At 35.6% G+C, this 26,070-nt stretch carries 20 protein-coding genes and 2 pseudogenes; 8 read left to right on the forward strand and 14 right to left on the reverse strand.

The features are described 5' to 3' along the window. Nucleotides 1-107: 107 nt before the first annotated feature. Nucleotides 108-281: pseudogene (locus tag SPD89_RS08670) on the reverse strand (OmpA family protein); the annotation flags it as partial. 113 nt (nt 282-394) lie between these two features. Here SPD89_RS08670 and SPD89_RS08675 point away from each other — a divergent pair. Then, nucleotides 395-1,600, forward strand: a complete 1,206-nt coding sequence (locus SPD89_RS08675; protein WP_336261561.1) for a sialidase — start codon at nt 395-397, stop codon at nt 1,598-1,600. 455 nt (nt 1,601-2,055) lie between these two features. Here SPD89_RS08675 and SPD89_RS22975 read toward each other — a convergent pair. After that, nucleotides 2,056-2,220: pseudogene (locus SPD89_RS22975) on the reverse strand (DUF3592 domain-containing protein); the annotation flags it as partial. 270 nt (nt 2,221-2,490) lie between these two features. Between SPD89_RS22975 and SPD89_RS08680 the strand changes: the two are divergent. Then, complete coding sequence (locus SPD89_RS08680; protein WP_336261562.1) at nt 2,491-2,658, forward strand: ribbon-helix-helix protein, CopG family; 168 nt, start codon at nt 2,491-2,493, stop codon at nt 2,656-2,658. A 189-nt stretch (nt 2,659-2,847) separates the two neighbouring features. Here SPD89_RS08680 and SPD89_RS08685 read toward each other — a convergent pair whose 3' ends face one another. From SPD89_RS08685 to SPD89_RS08695, 3 genes are read right to left on the reverse strand one after another with little or no spacing between them, the layout of a single operon-like run. Next, on the reverse strand, nt 2,848-3,963 hold the full coding sequence (locus SPD89_RS08685; protein WP_442961093.1) for a cupin domain-containing protein: 1,116 nt from the start codon (nt 3,961-3,963) through the stop codon (nt 2,848-2,850). A gap of 20 nt (nt 3,964-3,983) precedes the next feature. Continuing rightward, a complete protein-coding gene (locus tag SPD89_RS08690) occupies nt 3,984-4,481 on the reverse strand; it encodes a DinB family protein (protein ID WP_336261564.1) in 498 nt (165 codons plus the stop codon). Next, a complete protein-coding gene (locus SPD89_RS08695; RefSeq protein WP_336261565.1) occupies nt 4,468-5,418 on the reverse strand; it encodes a fumarylacetoacetate hydrolase family protein in 951 nt (316 codons plus the stop codon). The genes SPD89_RS08690 and SPD89_RS08695 overlap by 14 nt, the downstream gene beginning before the upstream one ends. Nucleotides 5,419-6,282: 864 nt before the next feature. On the opposite strand from SPD89_RS08695, the gene SPD89_RS08700 reads away from it, so the two are divergent. The 6 genes from SPD89_RS08700 (at nt 6,283) to SPD89_RS08720 (ending at nt 15,167) form a co-directional block, all read left to right on the forward strand. Then, nucleotides 6,283-7,044 carry an IclR family transcriptional regulator gene (locus tag SPD89_RS08700; RefSeq protein ID WP_336261566.1) on the forward strand — a complete coding sequence of 254 codons (762 nt, stop codon included), beginning with the start codon at nt 6,283-6,285 and terminating at the stop codon, nt 7,042-7,044. A gap of 1,280 nt (nt 7,045-8,324) precedes the next feature. Continuing rightward, the gene (locus SPD89_RS08705) at nt 8,325-10,490 is read left to right on the forward strand and encodes a helix-turn-helix domain-containing protein (RefSeq protein ID WP_336261567.1); all 2,166 of its coding nucleotides are present in this window, start codon (nt 8,325-8,327) and stop codon (nt 10,488-10,490) included. A 428-nt stretch (nt 10,491-10,918) separates the two neighbouring features. Beyond that, a complete protein-coding gene (locus SPD89_RS08710) occupies nt 10,919-12,466 on the forward strand; it encodes a class I adenylate-forming enzyme family protein (protein ID WP_336261568.1) in 1,548 nt (515 codons plus the stop codon). 577 nt (nt 12,467-13,043) lie between these two features. Then, the gene (locus tag SPD89_RS22980; protein ID WP_442961100.1) at nt 13,044-13,199 is read left to right on the forward strand and encodes an IclR family transcriptional regulator domain-containing protein; all 156 of its coding nucleotides are present in this window, start codon (nt 13,044-13,046) and stop codon (nt 13,197-13,199) included. 179 nt (nt 13,200-13,378) lie between these two features. After that, nucleotides 13,379-14,602 carry an NAD(P)/FAD-dependent oxidoreductase gene (locus SPD89_RS08715; protein WP_336261569.1) on the forward strand — a complete coding sequence of 408 codons (1,224 nt, stop codon included), beginning with the start codon at nt 13,379-13,381 and terminating at the stop codon, nt 14,600-14,602. A 13-nt stretch (nt 14,603-14,615) separates the two neighbouring features. Continuing rightward, entirely contained in the window at nt 14,616-15,167 is a 552-nt protein-coding gene (locus tag SPD89_RS08720) for a hypothetical protein (protein WP_336261570.1), read from the forward strand. Nucleotides 15,168-15,463: 296 nt separating this feature from the next. Here SPD89_RS08720 and SPD89_RS08725 read toward each other — a convergent pair whose 3' ends face one another. From SPD89_RS08725 to SPD89_RS08765, 9 genes are all read right to left on the reverse strand, one after another. Then, the gene (locus SPD89_RS08725) at nt 15,464-15,637 is read right to left on the reverse strand and encodes a TRAP transporter large permease subunit (RefSeq protein WP_336261571.1); all 174 of its coding nucleotides are present in this window, start codon (nt 15,635-15,637) and stop codon (nt 15,464-15,466) included. A 509-nt stretch (nt 15,638-16,146) separates the two neighbouring features. Next, complete coding sequence (locus SPD89_RS08730; protein ID WP_336261572.1) at nt 16,147-17,424, reverse strand: NAD(P)/FAD-dependent oxidoreductase; 1,278 nt, start codon at nt 17,422-17,424, stop codon at nt 16,147-16,149. A gap of 89 nt (nt 17,425-17,513) precedes the next feature. Next, nucleotides 17,514-18,605, reverse strand: a complete 1,092-nt coding sequence (locus SPD89_RS08735) for an ABC transporter ATP-binding protein (RefSeq protein WP_336261573.1) — start codon at nt 18,603-18,605, stop codon at nt 17,514-17,516. Nucleotides 18,606-20,255: 1,650 nt separating this feature from the next. Then, entirely contained in the window at nt 20,256-20,900 is a 645-nt protein-coding gene (locus SPD89_RS08740; protein WP_336261574.1) for a GNAT family N-acetyltransferase, read from the reverse strand. A 136-nt stretch (nt 20,901-21,036) separates the two neighbouring features. After that, the gene (locus tag SPD89_RS08745; protein ID WP_336261575.1) at nt 21,037-21,888 is read right to left on the reverse strand and encodes an ABC transporter permease; all 852 of its coding nucleotides are present in this window, start codon (nt 21,886-21,888) and stop codon (nt 21,037-21,039) included. Further along, entirely contained in the window at nt 21,881-22,588 is a 708-nt protein-coding gene (locus tag SPD89_RS08750; RefSeq protein ID WP_336261576.1) for an ABC transporter permease, read from the reverse strand. Before SPD89_RS08750 ends, SPD89_RS08745 begins: the two co-directional genes overlap by 8 nt. Before the next feature lie 222 nt (nt 22,589-22,810). Next, entirely contained in the window at nt 22,811-23,896 is a 1,086-nt protein-coding gene (locus SPD89_RS08755) for an ABC transporter substrate-binding protein (RefSeq protein WP_336261577.1), read from the reverse strand. A gap of 119 nt (nt 23,897-24,015) precedes the next feature. Beyond that, a complete protein-coding gene (locus tag SPD89_RS08760) occupies nt 24,016-24,459 on the reverse strand; it encodes a DUF3237 family protein (protein ID WP_336261578.1) in 444 nt (147 codons plus the stop codon). A gap of 51 nt (nt 24,460-24,510) precedes the next feature. After that, nucleotides 24,511-26,007 (reverse strand): carboxylesterase/lipase family protein, encoded by a 1,497-nt coding sequence (locus SPD89_RS08765; protein WP_336261579.1) that lies wholly within the window; start codon nt 26,005-26,007, stop codon nt 24,511-24,513. Nucleotides 26,008-26,070: the final 63 nt, after the last annotated feature.

Below are 26,070 nucleotides of genomic sequence, written 5' to 3' on the forward strand. Positions count from 1 at the left end.
TAATTAAACTTTTAGCTTAAGGATTAATAACTATTTCAACAGGCGATTTTTTTCTCTACCTTCTTCATCTTCATTCGAGGCGATTGGTTTTGCCATCCCATAGCCATTCATTGACATATTAAGTGACCGAGATCCCCATTTTCCTGTATATATGCTTCAACAGATGCTGCTCTTTTTTCGGATAACTCTAAATTGTATTGTTCCTCACCTTGGTTATCGGTATGCCCGTTAATTTCGATGGTGGTTCCGTCTTCAAGAGATTCGAGCATGGCAATAACCTCTTCTAATACTTGGCTTCACTTTTCAAATCGTTTTTATCAAAATCGAACAGGATATAACGAGTTCCTCATTTAAGGGCGTTTGCATATGCTAATGAAAAAGCGGAGGAATACACATGTTTCAAAATCCATATTATTTTGGAGTACCTGAAAACAATTATGACCCTATGCTTTATCCGATAGAAACATTGCAGCAAGTGAACACACAACAAGTTTTGCAAATTTTGCGTGCCGAACATGCCGATTTATATAGTCAGTTAGAACAAGCGGGGATGAGCAGGCAAAACATTAATAACATCTTTTTCTTTGTCGTAACATATACAATCAACCAAGCAGGAAGTAATCGCACAGCTAATCAAATTTATAATCAGTTTCGAAACCAAGTACCATGGGTTTTCCTTTTATTTCGGCAAGCGGGAGTACCACAAAATATCATTAATCAAGTATTACTTCAAGTTATTCAAATTACATTAGATTTGATTAGGGATGAAGGCGGACAGCAACCAGGAGATAACTGGAGTCGCTGGGAAAACCTCGGTGGAGAGATTACATCAGCACCAGCTGTTTCCTCTTGGCAACGAAATCGTCTTGATGTTTTTGCTCGTGGAACAGATGGAGCGCTATGGCATATTTGGTGGAATGGACGTAACTGGAGTAATTGGGAGAGTCTTGGTGGCCAGATTACCGGTCCACCTGGAGCCGTTTCTTGGGGACCGAACCGAATCGATGTATTTGCACGTGGAACGGATAATGCACTTTGGCATATTTGGTGGAGCGGTAATAACTGGAGTGAATGGGAAAGCCTTGATGGACAAATCACAACTGGCCCTGCAGCCTCATCAAGACGATCGAACCAAATCGACGTTTTTGCACGTGGTACCGATAATGCATTATGGAAACGAACGTGGAACGGCCAAGTGTGGGAGGGTTGGGAAAGCTTAGGCGGTCAAATCACTTCTGAACCAGCAGCTGTTTCTTGGGGACCGAACCGAATCGATGTATTTGCACGTGGTACCGATAATGCGCTTTGGCATCTATGGTGGAATGGGCGCAATTGGAGCGGATGGGAAAGCCTTGGCGGACAAATGACAAGCGCGCCAACGGTTTCATCAAAGCGGGCAAATCATCTCGATGTTTTCGCACGTGGAACCGATAACGCCTTGTGGAAGCTTACATGGAACGGCCGAGCGTGGGAAACGTGGCAACGGATCGGTGGCAACTTAACATCCGCTCCAGCCGCAGTTTCTTGGGGACCAAACCGAACCGACATTTTCGCAAGAGGACAAAACAATAACCTCATTCATCTGTATCAGGGTAGATAGATTTTTGATTTTGGGGATCAGTCATCATACTCGGATGGCTGGTCATTATCCCATTATGCGACACTCCTTAATAAAAAATAAACCAGAATATCTACACTGAATCCAAAAAATCACTCGAATAGAATTCGATCCCAACTATCCATAACGGTAATATATTTTAAACTCTTACAAACAATGAATCAGAAAATGACCTTTACATAAATTAAAAGTCATCTTCTGATTCATTTATATATAGCATCTAAAATATCAATAATTGTATCATTTTGTCTGCGTATCACTATTAAATTTCTAATAATTGTTCCTAATCCTAAAATAATAAAAATCAAAAATATTACTAACATTATCTATCCCTTTAAACATTGTATTTTTTCAACAACCCATTATCCAAATAATAATTTTCCGGAATCGATATATGGTATTAAACGTAACATTTTTTGATTAGATGTTACTTTTCGTCACGAAAGGAGATGAACAGTAACGGTGATATTTTTCAGATATGCTTTTTCTGGTTGTAGTGGGTCATAAATAATTATTACTTCAGTTCCTGGAATAAAGCCTGGTTTGATCGAAATCCACGATTTTCTCTCATAAACTTTTCCTTTCACTTTATATTGAAGTGTTGGATACTCATCAGGTAAATCAAACTGTCTTTTCGAATGTCTTCAACGGATGAGCGATTTTTCATATGCATCTTTTTTTGCCACTTAGCATGTTGCGACAGCCACTGTGCATGTTGCACAAGCTACTCTGCATCATGCACTCCCCACCCGACCATCCTCTTCTAACATTTTAGTTGATTCACCCTCAAAGTCCATCCTCCAAAAAGCAAGATAAGCCGAAAATCTTGCTATTATGCGGTTTTTCGTTCATGATTTATATGAGGTGAGTAAATGTCAACCAAAGATAGAACCACCAGCACATTTGTTATGTTACCAGGTAATATGGTCGAGAAAATTAATGAATATAAAGAAAAAAACGATATACGTACGAGAAATGAAGCAATACGTATACTGATTAATAAAGGCTTAGAAGACTCTCAAGATCCTCCCAATCCCTGATAAGAGATGTTAGAATTCATAGTACAAGCAACTCCTTTTTGTACTGTGTTTTCGGTATAAATTCAGTCTAACAAATTAGGAGCATTCTTGCTCTTATTTTTTGAACTTTGTATAAACCCCAACATATATTGTAGAGCAGAAAAATAAAATAGGGAAACCACTTTAATGATTTCCCATAAACTTTTTCTATCATCTAAAGTCAGGTTTAAACTCCCCAGTTACTTCCTGATGACCTTTATTCAATGTATAATATTCCTCTTGTTCTAGATCAAAACGATCCATTATTGGGATATCATTAGCTGAAAACAGATAGGCATCCTCTGCCACTTTATGTTCATGCCACGCCCAATTTGGTACGACGAAATAATCCCCTTTTTTCCAATCAAAACGAACTCCATTAATAACCGTGTAACCTGACCCTTGATGGGCGTAATAAATCGTCGAGTGGGTATGACGATGCGCTTTCGTATGAAAGTCTTTCGGTAAAAATTGCATTCTCGTGCCAATTGTCGGGTTAGCTGATCTTCCTGTCGACGGATTAATATATTCTACTGCATATCCGTCATAAGAATTTGGATCAAAATGCATTAATCCTTTAATAGCATCTACAATACGATTCCACTTAAAGTTGGCAAGTGGAGCAATCGTATATTTTCCGTCTCCTACTGGTCTGACCATTCCTCCGCGGTAACGAATTTCAGAGAAATTGTCAGGTACATCTGGCTGTTGTAAACCACCATCATATGGTTCAAAAAATGTACCACCAATGGAGTAAATAGTTGGGATATCCAACATATCCATCCAAACCATCGGCTTATCTCCTTCATGACCATGGCCATGCCATAAATTTTTAGGAGTCGTAAGAAAATCCCCTTCTTCCATAAAGATTCTTTCTCCTTGAACGATTGAATATGCACCTTCACCATCCGTAATAAACCTTGCTGCACTTTGTGAGTGTCGATGCGATGGTGCTTCTTCTCCAGGCTGTAACAACTGTACAGCTGCATATAGAGTTTGGGTAGTTGATACTTGTCCCCACGGTTTACGATATGTTAGTCCTGGATTTTGGAAATAAATCGCACGACGCTCTCCACCGCGTTCAGGGGTAAAAATTTCCGCTGCTTCCGTTAATTTCTTCTTTAGCAATTCTCCACTCCATAAATAGGCTTGCGCATGTGGTTCAGGGCTTTTGTTCATCACTTCTGGAATTGCTTCCCAAAGCGGCCCAAGGTTATATTGCTGAATATCTTTTGTAAAATCTTTGACCAAATTACTTTTTAAAAATTCCTGTGTTTCATTAGACATGCTGACCATTCCTTTCTTTTTTAATTTTCTTCGTCATCCAGCTTACTAAGATTACGCTTAATCTGACCTAGATGACCTTCAACATGTTTTACTACTAAATTATCAATGATAAACTGGACAGGTTTCCCTTCAAAGTTTGGATTATGACATGGCGCTACGATCTTGAGTTGATCTTCTGTTAAAGATGATAATGATTTTTCTACTAAAGATGGGATTTTTTTTAAATCCCGAATCGCGTCGTCTACCTTCACATTTTGAATATTTTCGTCAGAGACTGCATAAAGGCGGTCTTCGTCTGTAAGCCCTCTCCCCCATTTAGCTGAAGAATCTTCTATAATTCTTTCTATCTCACGTAGCCAAAACGGTATCGCTTCAGCGACGTGGACAATAATTTGCATAATTGACCATTCATCTTCTGTCGGATTCCAGCGAATCGTTTTTTCATCTAATCCACGAACGAATGCTATCATTTCATCAATATTATGGTGAACAGATTGGACTTTTTCAGTTGTTTGCATTAACTTTTTCACCCACCTTTGCTACTTTATTTTCTAATACCCCTACTTGATCTACTTCGATACGGACAACATCACCGTCTGTTAAAAAGGATTGCGGTTCCATTGCGACACCAACTCCTCCAGGGGTACCCGTCATAATGACATCTCCCGGTTCAAGTGTCATCAGATTCGACAAGAACTCTACTAGTTTCTGAACTGAGAATACAAGATTTTCTGTATTAGATCGCTGTCTTTCTTCTCCATTTACATACAGAGTGATATCTAATCCAGATGGATTAGTCAATTCATCAGAAGTTACTAACCAAGGACCCATTGGGGCACTTCCGTCAACAGATTTTCCTTGTAGCCATTGCAGTGTACGGCGCTGGATGTCGCGATACGTAACATCGTTACAAATCGTATACCCTGCGACAAAATCTAATGCGTCTTTCTCACTGACATTTTTTGCACGTTTTCCAACAACGAATGTAAATTCCGCTTCATAATCCAATTGTTCTGAAATTGGAAAGAAAGGAATATCGTCCTCTGGTCCAATCAAAGCATTAGAAAATTTAGCGAATACAAGCGGATACGGTGGAATTTCTCTACCCATTTCTAAAATATGTTCTCGGTAATTATGACCAACACAAATAATTTTCTTAGGTTGCTGAACTGGTGCTTCCAGCCATACTTCATCCACCTTTAAAACATACTCAGCATCCCCAAAGTTGTTTAAGGCAAATTCTACCGCTTTTTTTGCATATTCTAAGCTCGTTTGACCGCCTTCTAAAAACCCTACCATATTTTTTGGAATATAAGCCTCCGCAATTTGTGCTGCTCTAATTTCCCCTTTTGATTGTAAATATGTAAGAAAAGCTGCATTTAGATCAATTACTTTGTCGTCTTCTAACGCCCCAATCCTTGTTTCTCCTTCATGAGTAAATGTAACTAGTTTCACGCTAACCTCTCCTTTGTTTCCTAATGATGAACATTGTTCTCTTTTATATTTTTAATGATAGCGCATTCTTATTTCTGTGTCAATAGCAAGTTTTTTTTACTTTGCCGTTTTTTTAAATACATAATTTTCCTTAATTTCAATATATAAAATTCAACCCCCTTTGATATGCTTTTTTGAAAATCTCTTCACTACTGTTGGATAATCCCTTTTAATCATTACAAACTAGACATACGAAAATCGTACTGCCTTATACACGTCTAATGACTCTATGAAAAAAATGTGTTATTTTCGATATTTAATGCCACAAAAGCAATTATGGTTGATACTAGAATAAAAAGTCTTTTCAGCGCTTATCAAGAACACACATTGATTACTTCGAATTGAAATTTGTTCTTCTAATTATTTCTTTACTTCGCTATCGTATAGGATGCTAATATAGTTTCCTGTTACATTTTAGTTTATAATTAGTTCATATTTTATACCTTGATTATAAATCTGCCGAATTAGCTTTATTTCAATACACTGTGGGTTGGTACTTCCATAAAAGAATTAACGGTAACATTGACACAAGAAATGGAAATTCTATATACTAGTGTTACGTGAATCAAGTTAACATACATTCACTGCACATCTGTACGTGAAGTGGCAAACTAGCATCGTTTTGTACTAGCTGGCTCCGTGGCTTAGAAATTGTGCTCCATAGAGGATCACCATGTCACGCAAAGTAGAAGATTTTAAAAGTAAATCATTATTTTTGGGTTAAACAAATCCATAAATTTGTGAAAGGAAACAATTAGCCTATTTAAAATAGACATCCCTTTATTTTTATGCAATGATACTCATATGATTAAAGGAGTGATCAAATTGTCCAAAACAACTACAAATCAAACTGTAATTCAATCGCTCCAAACTGGAATTGAACTTATTGATCAAATCGTTCAAGAAGCGCGCCCCCTGAAATTTACAGATATTGAGAATATAACAAGTATGACAAAAAGTAATTTGCACAAATATTTAAATACACTAACGATGAAAGGTATTTTATTTCGTGATGAAGCAGGCACGTACTACTTAGGAAGTAAGTTAATTGAATTTGGTAATGCGGCAATCGGAAGCGTAAATTTAATCGATATCTCTGCCCCTTATTTAAAAACAATTAGTAAAAAAGTTAACTTGACAACGTTACTCTCTGTTTGGACAAACAGCGGACCAGTAATAGGAAATATTTGGAGTACACATGTAGGAATTAATATTGGAGCAGATATCGGAACAAGGTTACCTTTATTATCTTCGGCCGGAAAAGTTTATCTAGCTTTTGGAGATGCGACGATGATTGAGGAGTGGCATAAAAAAGAATTAGCAAGCTTGCATACCCAGCAGAAAACTGACTTAGAAAAGGAGATTGAAACGATAAGAAAAACACGATTTGCCTATGCAACGGAACCTATCGTCGAACATATTTCTTCTTTCAGTATACCGATATTAAATTTTGATAAAAAAATTATTGGCTGTGTTACTCTCGTAGGCTTTAACACGCAAATACCTACGCGTCCTGATGATGTCGTTAGTAAAATTGCAAAGGAAGAAGTGGAAAAAATTTCACAAATTTTTGGCTATCACGCTTAAGAAAAAACATGAGTACTCTTACAAACAAATCAAGCTATCTAAAATGCATGCTACTCTAGATAGCTTGATCAAGATTGATAATTCCATTAAGGACTCAACTTTTTAATGATACCCTTTAGTACAGGTCTGTCCGTGACCGATCATTTTGTTTGGAAGTTCAGATTCTCACTTTATACACATATGCAATCTCACCTTCTCTTTGAACAAATCAACCCTCGATTTTCAACGTCTTATTTTTAATTTCTATCGATTAAAGTCTATCTGTTTTTTAAAATAGAAACATACATGATTAAATCCTGAAAAGGTTGTATTCAATTTCTTTCGTTAAAAGTAGAAAATTGAAACCCTCCGTAAATTTTCAGAAGTGCTTTATTACCTTTTAGAAAACTCAATAATCTCACTATAAATTCGTGAATTTTAAGAATTTTCACTGTTAAGTAGTATTAAAAAACCTTATAATTAGAAAGTATGATAGTCCTGCCCATAACCCTAATTAGACATCGTCACGTTCATCACATTGTTTCTATACGCTCAGTTGAAGGCATTTTCCTATAGCGTATTAGCGAACACATTGGGCGTAATCTTAGGAACAAGATCTCCTTGGTGTGCAATGATGCAAAAATAAGTGCGCAGGAAATGACTGATCTTTATCGGATTCGCTGGAAAATTGAGTTTTTTTATAAATGGGTGAACCAGCATCTAGTTTTGAAAAAGATTTATGACCACCCAACCCAAACAATGTATATAATCAAATCTATATCACCATGATCACATTTTGCTTGACCCTAAAATAAAGTTGGTATTCGAAATGTTTAATTGGGTAAGAGATTGTGGGATCAAAATCTAGTATCATCGAGATATTTAAGGGGCTAGCAGGAGTATCCCAGGGCTGGGGAAGGAGCGACTAGCAATTCGAATTTTTGAAGAGATTCTATCCCAATATGAATCAGGAGATGTTGCCAATTTAGTTGTAATAGATGAAATTTTAGGCTAGACTCATTTGAAAATGAGAACATGTCATTTTGGTAAGTACGATTCAAACTTATCTTTTAAAATGTCTCGAGAAAAGGAAAATACATTGTGTAACTAAGCCTAACAACAAAAAATTGATTAAATAAAAAAGGAGATTGTAATAAAAGAAATGTTGAGTGGATCAATAATAAACTTATTAAGAGAGAGGTTTTGATTTGGAGATTTCAATTGTTTTATAAGGGTGGCAATTTCCACTCACCCTTACTTGAACTTTGAATTTTTATCGCTAACTAAAGGAGGAGCGCTTCATGCAACAATCCCAAATGGTGACTAAGACAGAACGGCATTTACGACGGATGTCTCGTCATTTGATTAAAATTGATAGTGAAGAAAAAGCGTTACAGTATATAAGCAATTCGTTTCAAAAAAAATTACATTGCGATTTTGTTGGAATCGTTTTTCTTTATGAGGAGACATTTAAATTACGTGTGATAAGCGGTAAAGTTAAGCCAGTGTTTTCAGATGTTTTTCCAATAGAAGCGGCACACTGCTCGAGCCAATTATTAAAAAATAGTATGACGAATGAAATGCTAACTGATGAACAACACCATTGCCCAATTATTGTAGCTTTAAACAACGCTTCTGTTAATACGTGGTTTACTGTTCCCATTCAAGATGATTTGGAAGTGAATGGTTTCTGCGTTATCGGATTTTATGAAAGTATTCCATTATTAGAAATGAAAAATCAATTTGAGGAATTTGGAAAAGACATTGCGCTCGCTATTCATATTACACGCGAAAGAAAAAAACAACTTAAGAAAATGGAAGGAATTGAGTGGGTTATAAACAACCTTTCTCTTGATCTACCATTTAAAGAAAAAATTTCAGAAATAACATCCATGGCCGGTAAAGGTACAGGTGCTCAGTATGCATGTATTTATCTTTTTAATGACATTGATAATGAATTTATTTTCCAATCTCCTTCCTATGGCAAAAAAGAAATGCCTAAAAAAATTAAGGTAACTTCAAATAATGCATTAACTAACTATTTTCCCTACTTAGATAAAATAGGAGCAAATAAAATGACAACGTTAATTGCGATGGACTTTAAAACAATTGGCGTTATTCATTTAGAAGATAAGGATTCGGATGGATTTAATGCAGAAGATCTTGACACTGTCCAATTGTTAAGCACTCATATAGCCACATCATTAGAGAATGCCCGTCTTTACCATAATGAACAGGAAAACCATGAGCGGTTACGTTCCTTGTTAAATTACCAGGAAGCACTCGTAAAAAAAACAGTTGATCAAGAAGATTTTGCAGGCATCACCGATGTCGTCCATCAAATCTTTTACAAGCCTATTATATTATTTGATCACTTTAAAAATTGTTTGCATTTCCATACTGAAAATCAGGAGGAATTAAATATTCAAGCAATTACAAAGAAAATAAAAGATGTTCAGGAAAATAATATGGATTATTTTTTAATTTCAGTAGACGGAAAAAGGCATACAGTATGGCCAATTAAACGAGGAGACGAACTATTAGGTTATGTTTCGATTGAAGCATCTAAAAAGGATCTAGATGAATATGATCAGCTAATGATTGAAATAGCAAGAAACATATATGCCACACAGTTTAGTAAACGAAAATTTATTTACGGTACAACAGAGCAAGCAAAAGAAAATTTAGCTACTTCATTGCTAGTTCCTGCAATAACAGATAAGGACAAAGTTTTACAATACGCTAATTTATTTCATTGGAATATATATCATCCACATCGTGTAGCCATGTTATCATTAGAAGTTAAAAACGGACAACACGAGACAGATTTACTTGATGCTCAAATGGGGAAAACGGCTATTTGGGATTATTTGAAACAATTTATTTTGGAAAAAGAAATGGAGGTAATTGCTGCACCATTTAAAGAACAATTCGTATTGTTTGTTCCAGATCAAAAAGACGATATTACATATTATCGCAACTTGATGCAAGAGATTAATAGAGTAATTATGGATAGTGCCATTATTTGTCGAGCTTTGTTAGGTATCGGCTCCGTTACAGCTAGTTTAGAAGATTATTATGTCAGCAGTGAGCAGGCGTATCAAGCACTAAAAATTATCCAAAAGAACTATCATGAAATGGACTATGCTTTCTTTGAAAATCTAGGTGCATATACAGTTTTACAACATTTACAACATGTACGTGCAGCCGAATTGTTTATGACGAGCCAATTAGAACCAATTCTCGAGTATTCGAAGAAAAGCAATATGGATCTTTTGCATACGTTGAAAAGTTTTTTATCCACCAATTGCAATGCAAAACAAACAGCAGACTTACTATTCTTACACCGAAGTTCTTTACGGTATCGGTTAGAAAAGATAGAAGAGCTGTTACATGTTGATTTAGATAATTCTGAGCATATTTTCCAACTAATGATGGCACTTAAATTATACGATATGCATACATAAGTGAGAGGGAGTCCCGACTTAAAGAAGGAAGATTTGAAAATAAATTCCTACATAATACTGGTTTTAAAATGAAATCTTAAAAACTATAATACATTTACAGTATCATTATAAGAAGGAGGATACAATTATGCCAAAACAAACAATTTGAATAATTGGTACTAGAGAAATGGGTACTAGGATTGCTAACACAGCAGCTTTGAATGGATGTAATGTAACGTTACATTAATGAAACGCAACTTAAACAATCATCAACCAAATGGATAGGTGTATAAGTAAAAGTGTAGAAAGAAACAAACTTACGGGGAAAGAAAAGAAAGCGCTTTATAAACAATAACACCGACAACAGACATAACGGTATAAAAGAAACAGATATGATTATCGAGAAGATAACAGATCGTTATTGATTAGAAAGGGGAAGTATTTATTCAATGAAACAATTGAATATAAGTAACCAGTTATATGAAACGACAGAAAAATACGGCAGTCGTGAAGCAATTTATTTTGAAGGGATCAGATTGACGTATAAAGAGTTGAACGAACAAGTTTCAATGCTTTCCAAAGGATTACTAGTAAATGGAGTTAATCGTGGTGATCATATTGGTGTCTCCCTGCAAAACTCTATCCAATTAATCGTGACATATTATGCCATCGCCCGTATAGGGGCAGTATTTGTCCCCATTAACCCCGGTTTTAAAGAAAATGAGACTGATCATATTATTAACCAATCTGATGTAACCGTTTTATTTTGTGATGCACCTCGACATTACCAAAAGACTTGTTCGAAAATCAACAATTTTAAATTTAAAATCTCCGTTGGATTTACCGATCCAGATTTTGTAAGTTATGAAGATCTTTTAATGGCAGTAGAAAAAGATGAGTACATTCATGAACAACCGAAAGAGGACTTAGCGACGATTATGTATACATCTGGAACGACTGGAAAGCCTAAAGGAGCCATGTTGACACATAGTAATTTAATGTCAGCAACAATCGCAGCAGGACGTCGTATGCAAGTGACTGAAGAAGATGTTTATATTATTCCAAGCCCTCTCTTTCATATTTTCGGAGTAACATTTACTTTAAGAGCATTAACGAGTGGTGGCAAATTAGTATTAATGAGAAAGTATTCTGTCACAAATACACTTAAATTGATTGAACAAGAAAAGGTTACTGTTCATCCCGGAGTACCAACGATGTTCAATTTAGAGTTAAACTTCCCACAAATAGACAAGTACGATTTACGTTCACTTCGGACTGGAGAAGTTGCAGCGGCACCGAGTTCAATAGAGTTAATAAGAAAGATTCGTGAGGAAATGGATTGTAATATTTTGATAGCTTACGGAATGACCGAAACATCTGCCACTGTTACCATAACTAGTTTTGAAGATAGTGATGGAGTGCGTTCAGAAACAGTCGGTAAAACAATACCTGGAACAGAAATTAAAATAGTAGATGAACGTAGAAATGAATGTGCTGTTGGAGAAGTAGGCGAAATAGCTTGCCGTGGTCCAGGAATAACAAAAGGGTATTATAAAAAACCGAAAGAAACAGCAGAAGTTATTGATGAAGAAGGTTGGTTTTATACCGGGGATTTAGCAACTAAGGATGAAAGCGGATACATTCGGATTGTTGGAAGAAAGTCTGATACTATTATTAGCGGCGGATATAATGTATATCCAAAGGAACTAGAAGATACACTACATGAATATACTGGAATTGCTGATGCAGCGATAGTTGGAACTCCTGACCCATTATTAGGAGAAGCAGTTGTCGCTTGTATTGTGAAACAACAAGGGGCAGAAATTCTTCTCCCCGAATTAGAAGAATATATGAAAAATAATTTTGTAAAGTATAAACTTCCAAAATATTATATGTTTATGGAAGCGTTACCAGTCATGCCGTCTGGAAAAATTAGCAAGTTAAAATTAAAAGAGATTGTAAAGGAGAATCTATTAACAAGTGAAACGATTACGTAAATTGAAATGTGAAAAACAAATTAATAATCAGTGGTACTGCATTAATTTACGAATACGCTAATCTCCTAGGATACCTTAATATCATATTCCGTGCGCAACAAGTTAAATCTCAATAGCAATTAATGAATTAATGTATCAATTATCGGAATATTTCTTTAATTTATCGATGAGCGTTCGGGTCAATTCTAAAAGTAGTACAAAAATGGATACTACATAAATATATTCAAAAACCATTACAGAAAATGATGGAAGATTTAGTCATTTCTAAGTTATACATCATTTATTGTAACCAAAGTTTTCTAAGGGAAAAAATAGAAAACCTTAGTTCTCGCCAAGCCTTAAGTTGCACTTAGTTAGTTACCCAAATTGCACGGAAAATCCTATTCATTGTACAAGCAAAGGACTTTGTATTTGTGTATAGCAAAATTGCGGGAAAATCCAAATAGTATTGAAATCCCATTTATATCCATTTAAGAATCGCACTTACAACCAGAGCCGCATTAATTAATCAATTTCAAAAAATAAGACAAGATGGTTATTGTATCGCTGAAAACTCGTATTTTAAAATTACACAGGTATTGCTGTTCCAATTAGAAACCATATGGGAGAAGTTGTTTCCTCACTATCCACTATTGGCAGAACAAGCAGGTTTCATGAAAAAGGTATTCTTAAAATTGCTAATAAGATTAAACAATATGCACAAAAAATATCAGAACTTTTAGGATGCTATTAATAATATACTCTTCCAGACACTAATGATCGCATAGTTGTAGATACAAATCCATGGATTGTTGATGAGTTTATTTATCTAGTTTTTTAAAATAGTTCCATATACAAGAACACAAGCCTATAACTCTTTATGCTTTACAGTATAATAGAGTTATCTTCAAAGATAGAGGAGTGTTAGGAAAAATGAATGAAAAATACAATGCAATTGTAGTAGGTGCTGGTCCGGTTGGTTTAACAGCTGCATTAGCACTTCGAAATAAAGGTATTTCATGTTTAGTTATCGAAGCAAAACCAAAAGATCATCCGCGTCCTGGAAGTAGAGCAATTTATTTACACAATGCAACGTTGGAATTATTAGAAGAAACGTCTCCAGGATTAGGTTTTGAGCTGGCGAGAAATGGTGTAATTTGGCCAATTGTAAGAACCTTATTTCAAGGGAAAGAAGTATACTATCGTAATTATGGCGTAACGGATAATACTAATACCGAAAAATTGCCACATTTCACTTCATTACATCAGCATGAGATTGAAAAATATTTATATCAGCACTGTGTAAAGAAAGATGTAAATTTTATGTGGGGAGATGCTATCAAAACTGTCGATAGTTCTAAAGAAAAGGTGACACTCACAACCGAGAGCGGAAAATTATTGGAGACGAAATATGTCATCGGTTGTGATGGAGGACATTCAGTTGTTCGCAAAGAAGTAGGTATCGAATTTGAAGGTCCACGTACGTATGATACATTTTTGGTAGTAGATGTGGATGAAGACTTAGATAATCCGCTCCCACTCGAAAGAACGTTCCATTATCAACATCCGGCTATAGAAAAACGAAATGTATTGATGGTGCCATTTAAAAATGGATGGCGTATTGATTTGCAGCTTTTGGAAGATGATGATGTAAACGAATACATGTCGATTGACGGGGTAAAAAAATGGCTTCCAAAAGTAATGGATCCGAAATATGCGGAGCGTATTACATGGGTTTCTTCTTATCGATTCCACCAAGTTGTTGCAGATTCATTTACAGATAAGCATAGACGCGTTTTGTTAGCGGGAGAAGCGGCTCATTTGTTTGCACCATTCGGGGCAAGAGGACTCAACTCTGGTGTACCTGATGCACTTATTGCTGTTAGAGGGATTGACCTAGCATTAAAGGCCGATAATAAAAATGATCGTTTAGAAGCTATCGAAGCTGCGGCAACCGAGAGAAAAATTGCAGCAGAGTGGAATAGAAATGCATCAACTACGGCGCTTCAACATATCCAAGGAAATTCTCCGAAGATGAATATGAAACGGGAAGTTGCTGCTTCCTTATCTGCTGTCATTCCGAAATTAGGTCGTTGGTTGGAAGAAGGACCATATGGACCGAAATATGGTCCACCCGAATTAACCACGAAATATTAGGAGGAGGATTTTCATGACATTGATATTTGATCAATATGATTTGAAAGGCGAGACTGCTTTATTAAATGATATCGCTGGGACTGTTTTACAATTACCATGGTTTGAAAAAGCGGGTCATTATAATCAAGAGACTGAAACGAAACTAGAACTGTTATTAGATGAATTACATGTTCATCATTATGAAATAGAGTGGATTTCCAAAAATACGCTAGCAGAGAAGTTAAATACAGTTTCCTTTGGAGACTCAAAGATATGGAAGGCTTTAAAAGAACTCCCGACTATTTATACAGAAAAAATAGAGGAAAAAGAATTGGAAGAAGCATGGAATATCTTGCTGAATGATTTACCTGAGCACCTTTTTCATTTCATATTTGAAAAAGCTTATGAACTCTACCAAAATGAAGAAGAAATTCACCATTTAATAAATCAAGCTTATTATGTCTCCACTTTAATTGCATTAGCTAAACTTGCAGGTGAAGAGATTGTTGCTGATAAACTTACAAATATAATTGAAACTGGAAATGTAGTGGTAGGTTTTCAACGAGAGAAAATATATCTTCTATAAAAGTATGTAGGACGTCACAAAGTACAATACTATGTGGCGTCCATTGCTTTTTGTATTTAAAACAGAGATATGTAGTATAATTTGATGAAAAACCCTTAAGTCTGTAAATAGCTAATCAAAAGTTGAGCCTTATAATGTTTGTACTTTTAGCAGCAAAAGGTGATACATGAACCTATTGCGAAGCCCTCCCACTTTATACATTTGAGAAGGTCCAGCCGAATACATTCTACCAATAAGTAAGGTAACAAAGTAGACTAATGACAAGCCTAATCGTAGGAATCGTAGGAACTAGCTTGCTAAAAAGAATCGCTTACATAAGCAATTTCATGTCTAAAAATAAAAAGAAGCCACTGGCCCTTCATAATAAACACGTTCACCCCAACTGGTTGAGTTATGACACCCATCCCTGCGACAAGTACAATGATAACTCCAAACCAAATAGGATCGTATCCTAAAGTATTCACTACCACAGATTTACCTTCTAGACTTTCCTTTATCGCTATTATTTTAAAATCTTGATGATAGGTAATTGGACGATCTGAAACTTTTTTAACATTTGGTTTCAATTTTATTGTTCAATCTCAGTAAAATGGTTTTACTCATCTCAACTCCTCCCTTTATTCGATTTAAACCCCCGTGTTGACATTGTTTTGATATTAAATGTTATCCGCCAACATTGACTTTGCTTGTCCGTATAGGAGTGTTCGACGCAGGGATGCCAAAAATATGCTAGTGGAATTCCCTGCGACATACGTTAACAGCGGACAAGTGAATGTCAGGCAGCTACACTGTGGCTCCGTGCCGTATACCTTGGATTGACCAAATTGTCTGAAAATAGGGTATTTTATAAAGGCTTTGTTATTATTATGAACACAAAAACCCCGAATAATAGGCTCTTTTTTAAAAAGTGTTCATTCTTCAGGGTATAGTCCACAACAATAAGGGATTTTTACCAAAAATGTAAAATATGTTCTTGCTCTTATGAAACAAAGTCTTGAAATTTTTTGTAAAACTTAATGAGACCCACCGCTTTTGCATGCTGACTGTGAAATGGAATGGGTTTTAGCTTTTCGACTTTTAGCGGATTATTCATTTCTCCATCATTGATAATCGCATTTGCAATTACTTTCCCTAACATGGAAGCCATTGCAGCCCCATGACCACCATACCCAAAGGCAAAATACGTTCCATCTTCCAACTGTCCAATATATGGGAGCATGTCTTTTGTAAAGCCTACTTTTCCACCCCACCGATATTCGATAGGAGCACTTTTTAGTTGCGGAAAAACATTTAGCATCCCTGTATGCAAGTCATCGTACATCCGTTTTAGTCCATGCATACTTGCAGCTCGCCCGGATCCACCGAAGGCAAGTCGATGATCACCCGTTCTCCGAAAATAATACAATAGATTTTTTGAATCCGCTATGGCACGATTATTCGGAATTAAATCATTCATCAATTCCTCTGTTAACGGTTCAGTGGAAATCATAATACTTTCTACAGGAACAACTGCGTGCTTAATTGTTTGATGTAAATCACCAGAGTAAGCATTTGTTACAATGACAATTTCATTTGCAAGAACTCTCCCATTTGAGGTGTGCACAATAACTCTGTTATCTTGTCTTTCCACACGCACTGCCTCAGAATATTCAAAGATCCTTCCATCAAGTTGAACGGCTGCTTCAGCAAGGCCAAGTGCATAATTTAAGGGATGAAAATGAGCACTTTTTTTATCTACACGACCTCCATGATAAAAATCAGTATGTAATTCTGTATTCAAAGAATCTTTTTCAATAATGGTAATTTCTTCGTAGCCAAGTTCTCGTGCCATAAACTCCTGTTCCTTTTTCATGCTCTCGAGATGAGATGGTTTGTACGCTGCATAAAAATCTCCATTCCGTATAAAATCACACGAAATATGATGTTTTTCAATAATTCCTTCAATTAAATCAATTGAGTCTAAAGAAAGTTGCCACATTTCTTTTGCTGTTTCGATTCCGTACTTATTAGCCCATTCTTGCATAGTACCAAGATAACCAGTAAGTACTTCACCTCCATTTCGTCCACTCGCTCCACTACCTATCCTTTCTTTTTCAAGAACGATTGTTTGACAGTTTTTACTTTGTAAATGATAGGAGGTTGAAAGGCCAGAATAACCGCCTCCAATGATGACCACGTCGCACTCATGATCTCCCTCTAACTTCGGAAAATTAGTTCGTTCATTTGCTGTTGCTTCCCACATAGATAAAAAATTCATTCTTTTCACCTTCTATTAATGTAATAATTAAGTATAAAATGTCTACTATAATAATAGATTGGGGTCTCAAAAATAAACCTTTCCTTCTATTATTGAACTACTGCTTGATCAATATCTTCTTGATAAATAAAACAATCGGCCTTATTCCAGGTAACATATCTTTTCGTATTTTCTTCAATTTTCGTGCCGTTTGCAGTTTTAATAAGTAATTTTTGTCCATCTGCCAGTTCAGCAACAACTTTTGTTATAGAACCTATATATATATAATCTTTAATAGTTACTTCTAGCTGACTATCTTCACTTGTTTTTTTCTGGCAAAATGAAATATTTTCCGGTCTTATTGATACTTGGACTTCTTGTCCCACACTTAATTGTTCATCGTTTTTTGTAAGTAACGATTCTTTACCTACTTCTATTTTTAAATTGTCTTTTTCGACTTTTGCTATAACCCCATTTAAAATGTTTGTGTCCCCAATAAAATTAGCGACGAATAACGTTTTAGGAAATTCGTATATTTCGTGAGGAACACCTACTTGTTCAATTTTCCCATTATTCATAACAACGATTCTGTCAGACATGGTAAGTGCCTCTTCCTGATCATGGGTAACATAAATAAAAGTAATGCCTAGCGATTGTTGCAAATGTTTTAGCTCTAATTGCATGTGTTTACGAAGTTTTAAGTCGAGAGCTCCAAGAGGTTCATCTAATAACAATACTTTGGGATTATTAACGATGGCACGTGCTATAGCAACTCTTTGTTGTTGTCCACCGCTTAATTGAGTTGGCTTGCGATTATAATAGTCTTCTAATTGGACAAGTTTTAAAATATTGGTTACGCGTTCTTTGATTTCTTGACTTTTAAATTTCTTCATTTTAAGACCAAATGCGATATTGTCAAACACATTCATATGGGGAAACAAAGAATAATTCTGAAATACCGTATTCACTTCACGATTATATGGCGCAACATCATTCACTTTCGAATTGTTAATCCACACATCTCCCGTGGTTGGTTGTTCAAACCCCGCAATCACTCTTAAAGTTGTTGTTTTTCCACACCCTGAAGGACCTAATAAAGTTAAAAATTCACCAGGTTTAACTTCCAGACTAATATTATCGACTGCCTGAAGATCACCATACTTTTTTGTAATATTTTCTAAACGTACAATTGGCTCTACCAACTGAATCCCTCCAATTCAATTTAACCTTAAAGTAAGATGTTATACTACAATATCATTTAACCACTTACAAACATTAATTCATTTGTCTAAAAGGTTGCTTAAATACTTTACATCTCGTAAATTCAATAGTATATTTCATGCTTTTTTAAGTACTCAACTTGTGCTACTACTACTCCACATAGTCCTCATTTACCCATTCCATGCAAGCAGCATTGTATAACGATTCTTCATCATCTAGTAAATAATTTGCAATGACTTTTTAAAAGTAAAACCAATTTGTTTTTGAAATGTTAGAACAGAATGAAATATTTCATTCCTCACTACTGCTTTGACATAGTTTTCTACGCTCATTTGTGTCGCATATTTATGATAGTTAGGCATCCGGCCGCCAATAATAATACTTTTTTTAAATTAAATTCTTTATATACTCGTCTTCGTTCCTCATATAAACCTCCATCTCGACTCGCTCCGCTCTTCGAGTCACACTATCAGAAAAAACAATTTTCAACCTTTAATAACCAGATTCTGGCATTAAAAAATTGGTTATACGATTGTACCGATGTTTGTATGGAAAGTACCGGTAAATATTGGATCCCTGTTTCCAATTTACTTGAAGGTGAAATTAATGTCACCATTGCGAATCCTAAATGGGTTCGTGCAGTAAAAGGAAATAAAGATGATAAGTATAAATATACTTTCCTTCATCTACCTGTAATTTAAAAGTTGTATTATGCTTGTTCATTACAAAATTATTCAGCGCACTGACGCGATTCAGCGGTTTCAGTCTATCATTCAGCGATCTGACCGATTATTCAGCGCAAACCCCATGATATTCAGCGGGATTTACAATTATTCAGCGAATTACAAAATTATTCAGCGCACTGACGCGATTCAGCGGTTTCAGTCTATAATTCAGCGATCTGACCGATTATTCAGCGCAAACCCCATGACATTCAGCGGGATATTCAATTATTCAGCGAATTACAAAATTATTCAGCGCACTAACGCGATTCAGTGATTACAATCATCAGATAACCATTAAAAAAAAGTGCATTTTTTGTGGCTTATTTGGTGTGCCCTTAGAAATATTTTACATAGAAGTGTTTCACTGATTTTGTTTTCACACTATTTCCTACCGAGGTTCCATGTTCCGGTAATTAGGATCTACTCCGATCTCAATGCCGTATAAATTGACTCCATTTTTCTTTATGATTACGAATATACCTATCGCCAAAAATTTCTTCGTATGTATGGTCTTCCTCGTAATCGTTAAATTAACAATTAAACTTAATGCACAACCAACAATTTTCGCATCATATTCTACATATACCTGCCTCGTGAAAAAATGGGTAACTGACTTTCTATATGTTCATATTTAAGTGACATTCTTGCCCAAAAAAACGATAAGGTATTGCCGATAAACATATAGGCTAAAAACTCTCCATTTTTCTCTAAAAATTAAGAACGGATCTTTAGTTGGCTTATTTTTTCATTATCGCTCTAATGTATCTACGGATTTTTATAACAAAGGATGAATTTTCCTCCGTAAAACATTCAACATGACTTCAAACCCTTTCATATTCGAACAATTTTTCATCAAGCATACGAAACAGATAATTTTACCACTTTAATATCCCTTTTCTATACTTGTTAAGCACGATAATCCGTATTTTCCCACTCCATTATCGTTGCATATTCCAAAGAAGCTTCATCACCTATTAAATAGTTCGCCTTTACAGACCTTATTTTAAAACCATTCTTCAGTTGGAAACATAGGACAGGGTCAAAAATTTTCTGCTCCTCTACTTGTTTCACATATTCTTCTGCCGTCAATGTATCAGCATACTGATGATAATTAGGAATACGCCCACCAATAATAATGCTTTGTAAATTCAGCCGTTTACAAAGATTTCTTCGTTCTTCATATAAATGGCGACCGATTTTTAAATTGTGATAATCCGGATGAACGACCACATCAATTCCATATAGATTTCTCCCTTCTGGGTTATGGTTTGCAATATAATTGTTCCCAGAAATTTCTTCAAATGAATGGTCATCCCCATATTCATTATAATTGACAATAACACTTGAAGAGGCTCCAATAATTTTTCCATCATATGCTACACAAACTTGCCCTTCTGGAAAAATTTCAATATGACTTTCATAATGTTTTTTCTCAAAAGCAATATTAGGATTACCAAAAGCAGCTTGGGCAACCTCTATGACTGCTTCAATATCTACTATTTGTATTTCACGAATCACTATATTTTTTTCCAAGCAGGATATGTCTGACATGTTCCATCCATCCCTTCTAATCTTAAAGTAAATTTAGTTAAATCTCTGTATACTTTCCCTCTAAAGGTTTGCCAATGCATAAAAATGTTTTTCGTTTCGGTAGATTCATAACAATCGAAAAAACGGTTTCCATCCGCTAAAATAGTGATATCTTATTATCTGAAGATGTGCTTTTAAAATATAGAAATATTGGTAATAAAACCAATATCATTAGAAGAATGGAAATTGCTGATCCAAGCTGCCAATTCATACCACCCAAGAACGCATCCCGTATCACATTTCCAATCATTACCATTTTACCTCCACCAAATAAATCTGCCGCAGCAAAGATACTGACTGCAGGAATAAATGTGATGACACTCCCAGCAATTACGCCTGGTAAAGTTAAGGGTAAAGTTATTTTAAAGAAAGATTTTACTGGATCAGCTCCTAAATCTTCGGCCGCTTCTAAATAAGTTTTATCTAACTGTTCTATAGATGCATAAATAGGTAAAATCATAAACGGAAGAAAAGCGTAAACTAAAGTGATGATCATAGCAAATGGTGTATACATCATTTGAATGGGTTCGTCGATTATCCCAAAATGAATTAGAAAATTGTTAATCACGCCTTTGTCATTTAACAATATAATCCATGCATACATCCGTACGAGAATGTTAGTCCAAAACGGAATCATAACCAATAGGATGAGTATATTTTTCCATCTTCCCGCATGAGCAATAAAATAGGCAAGTGGATAAGCAATCAATAGTGTGATACCTGTTGATGTAACGGTCCAAACAAGCGACTGCAAAAAGATTTTTAAGTATAGCAAGTCAAACGTCTTTTTGTATCCACTAACGCTAAATTCATAAACGATGCCGCCATACCCGTCACCAGTAGTGAAACTAATAATCACAATGATCCCTATCGGAATCATCATAAATATAAGTAACCAAATAAGAGCTGGAGATAGCATTGCATATGCAGTTCTCAAATTTTTAACCATTGCTTGTCTCCTTTCTTGTATTTCTTAATCCGACTATGAAAACTAAGGCTGTGATGATAAGAATTAAAATTGTTGAAAGCACATTAATTTCGGGTGTAACACCCTGACGAACCATTGAAAAGATAAGAACGGGTAACGTATTCGCACCTGGTCCCGTCGTAAAAAAAGCAATAACAAATTCATCCATTGATATGGTGAAACCCATTAATGCTCCCGCAAGAACCCCAGGGGAAATTAACGGGAACGTGACTTTCCAAAACGTATGCCATCCGTTTGCTCCAAGGTCTTTTGCTGCCTCTTCAAGGGAGGAATCAAACCCTTTTAACCTTGCCATCACAACCAAAGTCACAAACGAAGTGGCGATGACAACATGACCAGGGATCACTGTTTCGAGTTGTAGAGAAACACCAAGCCAAGCATATAAAGTAAGTAGTCCTATGCCTAATACAAGGGACGGAATCATGACAGGAATATATATTAAAAGGTCAATTATTCTTTTCCCTGGAAATGTATATCTATGGAGGGAAAGAGCAGCTAATGTTCCCAATACAGTTGAAATGAGAGTGGTGATAACCGCAACGTATAAACTATTTTTCAGGGCACTCATTATCTGTTCATTGGAAAATAATTTAGGATACCAATCAAGGGTAAACCCTGTCCATATTGTGCCGAGTTTTGAATCATTAAACGAATAGATCATCATAATCACAATTGGAACATAAAAAAATAAAAAGACGAGTATTGAAAAAGATAGTAAAATTTTTTTGTTTTAGGTCTCAATTTTTCACCTTCTAAACTGATTATTTTGAAGAATAAAGAGAAAGTTCTGTAAGAGCTTTCTCTTTTATTCAATTCATTATCAAAAAAGACTCTTTAGCCTGCTTACACTTCTTGCACATTTTTACGATAACAGACCATGTTTTTATTTCGAACGGATTTCTTGTAATAAATGATTCATTAATTCCATGGTTTCGCTTGAATACGGTTGTGTAGGTGCGGCCTTTTTAAGATCTTCATCTGTCGTGCTTAATGAAGGCAGTTTTTTCATTTCATCAGTGTACAATTTAGCAGCTTCCTCATTTGGAGATGGGTATGGAAATGATTTAACCATTTCAAGGCTAATTTCAGGTCTTAAATACCAATTCAAGAACACCTCTGCAGTATACTTTTCCTTAGAAGTGTTTGGAATGACTGCTGAGGTATGCCATTTTAATCCTCCTTCCTTCGGAAGAACACAGTCCAATTTTTCAAAACCTTGTATGTGCGCAACAGATGCCCCAGCACAAACGGTATATCCAATCCAAGCTTGCTCACTCATAAATTGTGGTTCTGGATTAGGGTCAAACGCTAACACATTGGGTACCAAATCTTCTATTTTTTTGGCGGCCTCTTTCACTTGTTCTTCTGTTGGATTGCCTATGTCATATCCCAAGCTCTGTAATGCCATTCCAAACAACTCCTGTGGGTCATCAGATACTAAAACATGTCCTTTGTATTTTGGATCCCATAGGTCTTCCCAACTTGTCGGTTTTTCTTTTATTTTTTCGGTATTATATATAATACCGTTTGTTCCGTAAGCGACTGGAATTGAATATTTATCACCTGGATCATCAGGACGATCTGTCCAAATTTCTGATAAGTTTTCAAAGTTTGGTATATTTTCCATATCCAATTCCTGTAAAAGTCCCTGTTCCTTCATGATTATAAAAGTACCAGTACTAGGAAAAACAACATCATATGGAACGGTTCCACTCTTAATCTTTGCCATCATTTCTTGCTCTGAGGAATAAGTAGAATAAACAACTTCAACTCCAAATTCCTCCTCAAATTCGTTAAGCACCTCTTGTGGAATAACATCAGCCCAGTTAAATATATTGAGCTTGTCCGCCAGTTCCTTTTCCCCAGTATCTGAATTTCCTGAAAATGTTTCTTCCTTTTCAGAATTACCACATGCTGAGATAATTAAAATAGAGATGAGAAATAGCGACGTTAATCTAACCCATTTCATTTTCTTTTCAGCTCCTTTTTTATGAATCACTCGGATTGTTGAGAAATAACTAAACGACCAGACTTACGAGTGTTGAATCTCATCGAGAAATCCAACTATAAAAAAATTACACTACACGATTAAGTTACCTTATAAAATTTGATGGCCACTCCTATGAACTGTTGTTCATCATTTGTAACTGTCTTTAAGTCACAGACGAATAATAAATGATTTAACCAGTCATACTTTGGACTTGAAACTTCAAATGTAGGAGTAGTACGAAAATACTCTGAATCAATACCTTTTTCAGCTGGTTCATGGACTATTCCTCTATTAACTACATAAATAAGTACTCCATCATCCGTTTTCAACGTGTACCTTGCACATATATCCATGACTCCGTCTTCTCTACCCATTGACCAATCAGCTCCACCAGGAACTATCGTCCCTTTTATACTCGGCCCTTCAAACGTCCCACCTGTAATAGGTGTGATACTTCGAAAGCCACCTGCAACAGAACCTATCTCTAAATCTTCATCAACCGAGACGAATGCCTCAAAAACATATTCTAATCCAATAGTCATATTATTCAGTCTCCTTTTTCACCTTTTAATCAACTTCATTTCCCATCTATATTAAACAGTAGATGATGAATTTAAATGCATAATTTCTTCAAAAATAAGCCGTTCAGATTTATAAGGGTCATTTACACAATCCCACTGTTCATCTATGATCATCGTTGCCCGTTCTTTTGTATCGTATGAAGGCCAATGAGGTATGTTCAGATGTTGCGGATTGCCATGAATTGCAAATGCTGCCCAAGCATCTTGCACATTGGCTGCCAAGTCTTCTGGTAAGTTATTGCCAATGAATGTTTGCTCATCCTCCGTATCCAAATTATGGAAAACGAAAGGCAGATCAATTGCATGGCAAGCTCCATATTTCCCTATTTGGGACGGCCAAGCAAATAAATACATCCATGTGTCATTATATTTTGATTGTAATTCTGCAAATTGAATAGAAGGTATTCTAAACAATATTTCATTTACACGTGTATGTTTATCAGTTGTAATAGAAGAGGTATAAAATTTCTTTATAGTGGTATCAACATCATAAGTATTTCTACCAATTATAGCGATTTGCTGTTCTAAAAAGTCATCTATAACCTCTTCCAAATTAGGATAATATAGTCTCCAAAATTTAATTTCATCTTTAGTAGTTCCAATCATCAATTTTATATCTGATGCAAATCCGTCAGCAATGCTTTCAAATGGATTTTTTGGTATTAATTTTCCGTCTGCTACGGGAGCGAATATGATCTCACTTTTATATTCGTACTTTTCCATCAGTTCATCACAATAAATCCTCAGTTGATCTTCATCTATTTCTAAAAGCTTTTCTATCGTGCTAGCCCCTGTTAATTCAACAAAATCTCTACCTATTTGTCTGGATATGTCCGTATTTTTCACTAAGTTTAACGTACCACTTTGAGCGATGACTTTATGGAAAAGTCCCTTCGCTTTCGGTATGGTCATTAATACTGATACACTGCCACCCCCACAAGACTCTCCAAAGATAGTAATATTGTCAGCATCCCCACCAAACAAATGAATATTTTTCTTAACCCATTCCAATGCCTTTATTTGATCAAGTGTCCCCAAATATTTACTATCTTCATATTCCTTACCACCTATCTCCTCTAAGTTAAGAAACCCAAAGATATTCACCCGGTAGTTTATCGATACTAAAACAATATCATTACGCTTAACGAAATTTTCTCCGTCATAGACAGGATCACTGGATGCACCTGCAATATATCCTCCTCCATGTATGAAAACCATCACAGGTTTTTTCGCACTACTAAGTTCTTTTGTCCAAACATTTAATGTTAAACAATCTTCAGACTGGGTCGCTAATGAAGATTGTTCAATTTCGTCAACTGGTTGAATACATGAAGAACCAAAATGAAAAGCATCCATTTCATTGCTACTTTTCTCTAAGGATTGCGGAGCCTTCCAGCGCAAAGAACCCGTTGGCGGCATGGCGTATGGTATACCTTTAAATGAAATGATCTCATTGTCTTTTTTTCCTATATATGTACCCTCGAAAATACTTACTTTCGCAGTCTTCATTTTATCTTTACACCTTTCGCATTTAATTTTTCATTTTATCATTCATAGCAATCGAATTCTTTC

It is taken from the genome of Pseudogracilibacillus sp. SO30301A, assembly GCF_037072025.1.
Lineage (GTDB): Bacteria > Bacillota > Bacilli > Bacillales > Amphibacillaceae > Pseudogracilibacillus.